We start from the raw sequence: 8,580 nt of genomic DNA, 5'->3' as shown, positions 1-8,580 counted from the left end.
CCAGTTGTGTTTCTGGGAGGACATGTAACAGAACAATATGCATTTGATTTTAGATGATTTTCTGTATTTCTAAGGATGTGTGTTCCACCTATTTTCACCGGTTCTGACGGTGATAGTCTGGGAGCCTAAAAATTAGTCGAAATGCACCTCAAATTTATCATCCAATCCCCACTTGATATCTTGTTTTACAACACGTTCTAACAACGTTGCAATTTTATCAAAATCATCACCCATGAATCTTTGAGATAACTCTGAATCTTTCCAAATCAATGAGAGTGGCCTTTCTACTTCTGTACTTAAATAATCCCATAGTGCATCTAAATTTTTACCGTAGTAAGCAGAGAATTCGAATGCCTCTGAAAGCTTTTTATGAAAATCACGCTCTGAATGTATTTCATTGCCATGGATAATAACGTTCATTCATTTATCCTCAACCTTTCCATCTACCGATCAAAGTCACTGAATCATAGTGATCAGGAGTCAACAAGCGCTAGGTTGGTGGTTTTGTATGTTTGATATCTGTCTGTCGACGTAGATTTAGGATGGTGTTGCTTTAATGAGTGCTAACTATATCTAAATTTTCTCATTACTCCTAATAAATTAAAAGGTGCGAGGCCGAATTTTTGTTTTTAAAAAACGAAAGTCCTAGATGTTTATATCTATGAACTAATTGATGTTTTTTTGTTTTATCAATAATGATCATAAAAAGAACGTCAAGATTAGACCATGCCGGGTCTCCTCGATAACTTCTATCATTTGCTTTTGTGTAATCGTAAATTACTATGGATTTCTTAAAGCGACTGCCCCAGTCATTGTGTTGCGGTATGCCAGTTTTGTCTTTAGGGGGGAGTATATCTTCTTCAAAGCGCATATATTATTTCTCGCTCAGACAAAGACCTACTGCTACATTCCTCACGCTTCCAACTGTATTTAGTGATAGTCAGCGTCCTAGTTTTTAGTAAACCACTAACTTGTTATCGGGCAGTAAACCGCATGGCCAATAACCTTGAGAGTAAACCTTAAACACCTCGACCCAAACGCCTTGATTATTGCTTAAGCACTCCATCGCCGCCATTCTGACACAATAAAGAGCAGCACTTTTAGCGGTAATTGAATAGTCATGAGGCCCACTAACAAACTTCGTTTTATCATAATTCGAGAGCTTTTTTGAAGCGACTTTGTAGGCAGCCATTACTTTGGTCTTTCCACCTTCGACTGCAGCGACTCTTTTTGTTAGTTCTTGTCCATGGAATGGATCTTTTTGATCTCTAGATGAAGGGAACCAGTCCATAGAGCTAGCAATTTTTTTCATCTCTGCTCTTAGTGACTCTTCAAAAATCGTGTCGTTCCAAGCGCTTAAACTTGGAATTCCTATAGTATTACCCGAAGAACGATAACTACCTGAGTTCGTAAACCATGAGGTATTGTCAATATTCGTTAATAACTCTTCATATGTCATTATTACCTCGGTTTGTAGTGGTAACCAAGATTGGCCACGGTTTTAGCAACTGTCTCAAAGGTTATATCCTCACGACTACTTAATGAAAACAGCCATCTGCATCACCAAGAATATCTAACATGGCTGAGGTTGATATCCTGTTAGATTCATTGAATGCGCCTTCCCAATCCACATCGCTGTTTACTTCCACAATGAAAATTTCAATATTTTGTGTGTCAAAGAAAGATATGATTTTTCTAATTTTATCAGCTATTTCGTTGTGATCATTTAAGAAAATCTCTCCACTAAAAAACGCTCCATTGTTGCCATTATTTAGGCAAGTTTTAGCTGTGGACAGAGACATCCCGAGTAATCTGTGTAGAAACTTCGTTGCTTCTAAGCTGTCAACGGAATTAGCGACAGATATAGAAATTTTTGACATTCAAATTCCTCAGGTATGTTCGGGTTTAAGGGCTTTCCATGTGTGGAGTTTTGTAAGTTGCCACCATGCCACCTGTGTTGGTGACCGTACTTAGTTGCAGGATATAGATTCGCTCTCTCATCAGCAAGGTGAGGGTATGTGGCAGCATTGTACTTGTTGTGTGCAGCAATTATGTCTACCGCTATATCTTGGTTTTCTAAGTGAGACATGTAGTCGGCTTGTTGGGGCGTTCAATTCCTAGATCCTTGCTGACTAGAAAGGATCCTTACCTTTGCTTGGCGACAACGCCTTTGTGGATTTCGATTACCGACTCACTCTCGGCTACAGCAACGCTCATTTGCAACCAACACAGCGTCGGTGGTTTTCATCTGCCAGATTGTCACTAAACCCGTTGCCAACACACTCAATTCTCTTTTCTAGACATAGAATCCAAGATAAACACCCTGAATTCGTTCGGTGGGAAAAGTTTAAATTATGATGAGTTCTTTTATTGTTTAATTTTTCTGATCAATTAAATTGTTTTTCACTTGTTAATTATGAATCCAGAGTAGAGTTAATTCCGCACTTAAAACATGAAGGTAATATTATTTATGATTTATAAAACCAATTGAACTATCTCCATTTTTTTCTAACTTGTAGAAGTATAATAATAACTGGTCAGTATGGTTTGATATATTTTCAGAATGAATGGCAATCAAGTACTTTCTATCTTTATCTATAGCTACAAATTCAGGAGATTCTTCATAGAGTTCAAATGCATCAACGATATTGACCCCATTTTCTACTCTAATACTAATCCAGTTTTCAAATGAATCAATGGATGATAACAATTCAATATCTCCACTGCTAAATTCGTTGATTTTATTCCATAGTAGTCTAGACGCTTGGCTAGCTATTTCAGAAAAATCTCCTTTTATATCTATCTGTGCGAACCCATTATAAAGGCCTATTGTTGGTCTCCAATATGATAATATTTCACCATCATAAGCTTTAACATCACCTAAGTAATCAATGCCTGGGTAGGAAGATAGATTGCTTTTTAAGTCTGATACATCCTCAGAGCTATATGACATATTTACTCTCCTTTTTATGGAGTTAAACCTCTTTCATCTCATTATTTTCAATCAAAGACTATTCTTGAATAGTAATGATGATTGTCAGGGTGGGCTTATTTTTCAAAGTAACCATTATATCCTCTTCACATCAAATCATTAACCCTAATGGGTCAACCTATGATAAAGGATTCTTTACATATTGATAGCTATTTAGCCCGCCAGCCAAACCGACAGGATCGGAGGTTATGAACCTAAATATTACTGGGCTATAGTAGCGATGTTGGTTGTAGTGTAGACCGCTTTCTTCATCGAAATATTGCCCTTGAAAACGCAGAGGATTGACGATTTCCTCAACGTGTTTTTTCATCACATTGCCGTTTCTAAAAGCGACAGTCCCAGTTGTTCTAAAGGGTGATGAGCTCTTTGATTATTTAGGTAGCCTGTCCCGTTGAATTTCTGACAATCTGTGATTTAGTGAACCGTGACTTCTTCATGGTGTTCTCCTGCATTTTCTGTGGCAGAAAACTCCAGTTTAGACTGTTTAGCATAGGGGAAGTGGACAATTGGACAGGACGTCAAAGCCGAGAAGACAAGCACGGTTATATTGATAGTCGAGAGCCTGAGATTCTTCATCATTTAGGATTTGATTCTTTCGCGTGACGTGATACGTATGCGCAAGAAGAAAAGGGGACTCTGATTGGCACAGAATCCTCCATCAAAGAAGCCTTGCCTTCATTAGGACGAAAGCGATTGTGTGGACTTCGTATTCCCACTAGCTAGCATCGTCAAACATTCCCAACGTCTAATAAATACCAAATTGGTGTTATTCGCCTGTCTGTTATTTGTCAGTCTACGGGAATTTAGTATGGCTTTGTGCTAGTGGGCGCTTAGCCAATCAAAATCGCACATTATTCAGGTGTGGGTGCAAACTCTACAAGTTGGTCAATTAGGAGCTCAGATTGACCCAATGTTGTATCTTTAACACTATTAATATCGCCCCAGGCTTTAAGAAAAGGCATATCAAAATCAGCATTGTCAGCCGTCTTTACCCACTGCAATACTTTGTCGTCTTGATCATACGCTTGTAGCCGTTTGCTCGCGGCCTCCCAGTCAAGTTCGCTATACACCCCTTTGAGCTCAATAAGCCAAGGTGTTATCTGTTTGTAATCTTTACCTTTCATTAGTGGAGAGGGATTGCCAGTTGAACACGCTAAACTAACCTGCACCTTCTCATCGTAGAAGAACTGAACTGAGCCTTTGTATGCAGTAAGGGGATAACGACAAAGTCCACTTTTGGCATTACAACGTACATCGTCTTCCACTAACCACCTAGTATCAGAGCCTCGGTACACACCCGTTACTACATCTAAATTACACAGTTTTACCATCTCGGGTTTGATAGATAGGTGCACTTGATGTGGCGTGATGAATAGAGTGGGATATGAATGCTTACCCGTAATAGCATTTCTATCGTAGATCGTTTCGATAGGCGCTTGGTTTTTGACGCTTCTCACTGCTTGGCTCAAAGGGATCTTAACTGTTTGTGTTACAGGCTTTTCATACCAAGTAAACGGAATACCTTCCGCTGGTTCTTTGTCAAACCAGATCACATATTGAAACGTTCTCTTTCCCAATGTTGCATGTTGCCAAACTGATGGGATAGCGCCAATTAAATCTATATTCGCATCTTCTTCTTTCTTTGGCTCAATCCATTTGAAATCACTCACTCTGACCTTTTCATCTTTGTTAGCAAAGGAATAGTATGCAACGTTTGAGTCTGCTAACTCCGTTAAAGTAAAACTCCAAACCGTATCGTATCTTTGCAATTCACCAACAAGTGTAAATTCTGGGTGGGTAAACGTAACCTTGCCTTCTTCTATAGGTATAATTTGAGTGTGTTTTCTATAATTTGTCGGTGTGTAGCTTAGCTGAAGATAGGATGGAGAGACTTTACTCTCCTGAGGCTCGCTAAGCCAAATGTAATTGTCATCGTCAAAATCATCAGAATCACCAAATTTAGCTCTATCTGAGTAGGCTCGGTAGAATCGGTAGTCATCAACAAAAAAGTGTTGTTCAATATGCTGACCATGCTTATCCAGAAATTGGTAATTGCTCAGTATTGGCGGAAAAAAGCCCTTTTGAGTTGCTACGATATTAAAAGCTGTGGCACCCCACTCATAAGTATGCTCGTCAACCGAATACTCAATTGCTTGATTAAAATTAATAGGTATAGCCTCCATTGCCTGTTTCTGGAGTTTTGACTGCTTAGCGAGGGGATTTTTAAACCTACGTAGTTTGTCTTCTTGCTCCATGATCGGCTCATTGGAAACTAAAACAACACCCTGAATATACTCATATTTTGACTCATCAACCGTGATTTCAAACGTTGCTCTCAATTGAATCAATTTGCCTGTTTTAGGCTCATAGTCAGCCCAACCGACAATGTTATCACTTGGTAGGACAATTTGGTTTGAACCCAGTGTCGACTCTTGGTCCAAAATCGCTGGATCAGCATTGGGGTTGCTACCACTGAATCCGACGCGTATGCGTTGTTCTGTGGCTAATTCAACACGATAAGTGGTTTGAAAACCCGATGAAAAAAGCTCCGTTACCGTGGACCCAACGTCCAGTCCAATCCTTGGCGGCAACATGGACAATGAACCCATAGCACCATGTTTATGCAAATCTTTCATATAGCCGAGCATTGCTGTATTCGTCATTTTGCTCGCGATGGCCGACTGCTCTTTACTAACCTCAAAGGAAAATAGAGCATCACCTTTCCTCTTCAACCGCAGACCTTCGTCTATCCAACTGAAGAATGGCTCTTCATCCCCTTGGATTGCGGAGAAACTTGCACCATAGATAGTAACCTGAGCACTTTTTTCATTTGATTCAGCCCTTTGTAGCGGCTTAAGCGAAAAAGGAGTTGTAAAAGCAATATCTCTTATATCGCTGTGATAATCGAATGGTGCCGTTAATTTAATTTCTACCTGGGCATAATACTGAGTAGGTGCGTCGGTTTCTGGCTGATAATCCAAGACAGAGTTTTCTGTACAACCTAACAAAAAGCTGAGAGCCATCAACGTAGCCCATTCTTTCCATCTATTGGTTAACATCTTCAAATTTATTCCTTTATAACAATTATGCTTTTCTCGGTGAGAATGTTTCATAAAGATGCAGCTCAACCTTCTAACAAGAAGGCATTAGGCACATTAATATTACAAGCCCAAGGGATATCATTATGATCCCGTCGAGGAGACCAATTTGGGTTTTGAGTATTAGATGAAGAAGATCTGAAATCCAAGTACTTATCCCACACCATTTCACCTTCGTTATTAAAGTGTTGCCAACGGCCTAGGGGATAACCGTCTTTGTAGTTCATGTTGCATTCAACCGCGCGGGTATAACGATAAAAGCGTTTCCATACGCCGACTGGTACACCTCTTTCAAATACACCTTCAAGTTGTAGTTCGCCAAAATATGTGAAAGCTCGCCATTTGCCGGTACGAAGACCATCAAGGTAAGTTCCTTGTACCACCAACGCTTTTTCTAAATTAGCTTCAACTCGATATCCATCTGCGTCAGGCTTGTTCGTATTGTTCTTATATATCACGAGTCCATCAGCGCTGGTGCGTACCATCCAATTTCCTATTGGTGTGCCCGCATCAAACTGACCTGCAATACGTTGAACGCCATCTTGATCTGTAAATCTATAGATTCCGTGTAGAGCACCATTTTGATATTCAATTTCAAGCGAGGAACGCTTCACTACGTGGTCTAACTTGAGTTCAATGTCGCCGATACCGAGTTCTCGAGGAATAGGCAAAAACCTTACATCTATTTGCCGCCAAAGGCCGTGCTTTTGTCCTCGTTTATACACTCCTTCTTCAAGCAACTCGCCTTTTGCATTTACCTTTTCATACTTGCCATGGGGCTGATCATTCTCAAATTCAGTATGCTCAATCGTTCCATAACTGTTGTAAAGTTGAATGCCTTCTCGTTTATCGTCAACTTTCTGGGTTCTTTCAAGCAGTTCTCCAGTATCACTATATCGAGTGAGTAAGTACTTTCTTTCACTAATTAATTCTTTTATTTCTTGTCTTAACGCACCATTACCATAATACTTGGCCCTTACATTCCATTTTCTTTCATCTTTTGGCAAAATAGTTTCAGTGGTCAATGTACCATCTTCATTCCATCTTCTTTCTACATAACGACCATTGTCATCATCTATCCTTTCACTTTTGATGATGCCGTTCTGGTAAAAAACCTTAATGTGTTTTTCCAATTGGCCGTCTTTGCTTTTTATAATCTGCAACAGAGCTCCGCCAAAACCGAAGTCTTTAGTTATATTCCATTCTTGAGAATCAAGAGGTCTGAATGTGGTCGATACAGTTTGCCCTAACGTCCCAAGTTCTTTTATGTGTATGTTGCCTCCCTCATCATGCTGCATTTTTTCCTTTAGTTGGCCAGTTTCAAAATATTTCTCCCAAGATACTAAGCGTTCTCTCTCTCCATACAAACGCTTTTCCGACAGATTACCGTTATCAAAGTAGTAATTTGTCTCACCTGAAACTAGACCATTGTGAAAATTACTTTCATATATCAAATTACCGGATTCATTATATTTAGAATAATTTCCGTGCTTTTTCCCGTGAGAAAAATATTGAGTTTGCCTCTTCATTTCATTGATGTACACCACTACAAGGCCGTGTCTTTCCCCCGCCACATAAGGGTCAAACATTTTTAGTTTTAAGCTTAAATCTTCGCTTTCTTGTATACCGTCTTTCAAGCCATTCACGTAATAAGACGTACAGATAATATTATCGCCAATTTTTGAGTGATGGGTGTAATTATCGCTATTATCAGGGTCATACTCATAGGTGTCTTTTCTAGAAACACTACCATCAGATGAAAACAGTAATCTTTCTGTTAACAGCCTCTTATCGTAAGTGCTCTGCTCAGAAATCGTCCCATCCTGTCGGTAGGCTATCACTTCACCGTCGCGTTTTCCTTCGTCAAAATGGCCCTTCTCTTTGAGAGCTCCGTTCGGGTACGAAAAGGTATAGTCACCTTGGTAGACGAGCGTTCCAGTATCGTCCAGCTGACCTGTGGTTGTTAAGTAGACCTGTTTACTCTCTTTGTAGTAAACCTTGACCAGAAAATTACCTTCACCACCTCTTTCAAATTGAGAATGTTGGTATGATGCAGAAGCTTTATCTGTCGGTAATAGAGCATCATCTAAATAGGCGAACGGAAATTCCGAAGCTTGCAATGGCCCTACCATTATTGAGTAGACTAACGCTAAACTGATGATTAACTTACTCTCGAATGAAAATTTATCAAAAATATGCGTTGCGACCGAAATTAGCTTAAACACCCATGAACTCCATAAATTCTCCTGACAAGGTTGCAGTGTTTATTGAGAGATTAAGCTCTATTTTCCTATATCGAAAATAATATATCATCCCAGATTTAAGATAATTCGATGTGAAACAATAAATAGGACACACACTTTAAGAAACGCATTAATCTGTCAGTTTCATCTGATAGTGCTTCAAGGCTCAAAGACAGCTCACCAAGATGAATGCAGCGTTGCTGAACGATATGGTCCCGTTATTGTTCAACGACTCGCGACTGATACC

The 8,580-nt window shown here is 39.6% G+C and carries 7 protein-coding genes and 1 pseudogene; all 8 read right to left on the bottom strand.

Going from position 1 to position 8,580, the window contains the following annotated elements; translation table 11 throughout:
* Positions 1-132 precede the first annotated feature (132 nt).
* The 8 genes and pseudogenes from LRP50_RS24925 to LRP50_RS24890 all read right to left on the bottom strand — a co-directional run bounded on the left by LRP50_RS24925 (position 133) and on the right by LRP50_RS24890 (position 8,315).
* Positions 133-420, bottom strand: a complete 288-nt coding sequence (locus LRP50_RS24925; protein ID WP_274167097.1) for a barstar family protein — start codon at positions 418-420, stop codon at positions 133-135.
* A gap of 172 nt (positions 421-592) precedes the next feature.
* Entirely contained in the window at positions 593-871 is a 279-nt protein-coding gene (locus LRP50_RS24920) for a hypothetical protein (protein ID WP_274167096.1), read from the bottom strand.
* An 84-nt stretch (positions 872-955) separates the two neighbouring features.
* Positions 956-1,459 carry a hypothetical protein gene (locus LRP50_RS24915; protein ID WP_274167095.1) on the bottom strand — a complete coding sequence of 168 codons (504 nt, stop codon included), beginning with the start codon at positions 1,457-1,459 and terminating at the stop codon, positions 956-958.
* A gap of 79 nt (positions 1,460-1,538) precedes the next feature.
* Complete coding sequence (locus LRP50_RS24910) at positions 1,539-1,880, bottom strand: hypothetical protein (RefSeq protein WP_274167094.1); 342 nt, start codon at positions 1,878-1,880, stop codon at positions 1,539-1,541.
* Between the two features lie 584 nt (positions 1,881-2,464).
* The gene (locus LRP50_RS24905) at positions 2,465-2,953 is read right to left on the bottom strand and encodes a hypothetical protein (protein ID WP_274167093.1); all 489 of its coding nucleotides are present in this window, start codon (positions 2,951-2,953) and stop codon (positions 2,465-2,467) included.
* A 163-nt stretch (positions 2,954-3,116) separates the two neighbouring features.
* Positions 3,117-3,293: pseudogene (locus LRP50_RS24900) on the bottom strand (RHS repeat-associated core domain-containing protein); the annotation flags it as partial.
* Positions 3,294-3,843: 550 nt separating this feature from the next.
* Complete coding sequence (locus LRP50_RS24895) at positions 3,844-6,057, bottom strand: hypothetical protein (RefSeq protein WP_274167091.1); 2,214 nt, start codon at positions 6,055-6,057, stop codon at positions 3,844-3,846.
* A 59-nt stretch (positions 6,058-6,116) separates the two neighbouring features.
* Positions 6,117-8,315, bottom strand: a complete 2,199-nt coding sequence (locus LRP50_RS24890; protein WP_274167090.1) for a toxin-antitoxin system YwqK family antitoxin — start codon at positions 8,313-8,315, stop codon at positions 6,117-6,119.
* Positions 8,316-8,580 lie beyond the last annotated feature (265 nt).

Source organism: Enterovibrio gelatinilyticus (assembly GCF_028683095.1).
GTDB classification, from domain to species: Bacteria; Pseudomonadota; Gammaproteobacteria; order Enterobacterales; family Vibrionaceae; genus Enterovibrio; species Enterovibrio gelatinilyticus.
Note: the sequence above shows the minus strand (reverse complement) of the source record. Positions and strands in the feature narration are given on the sequence as shown.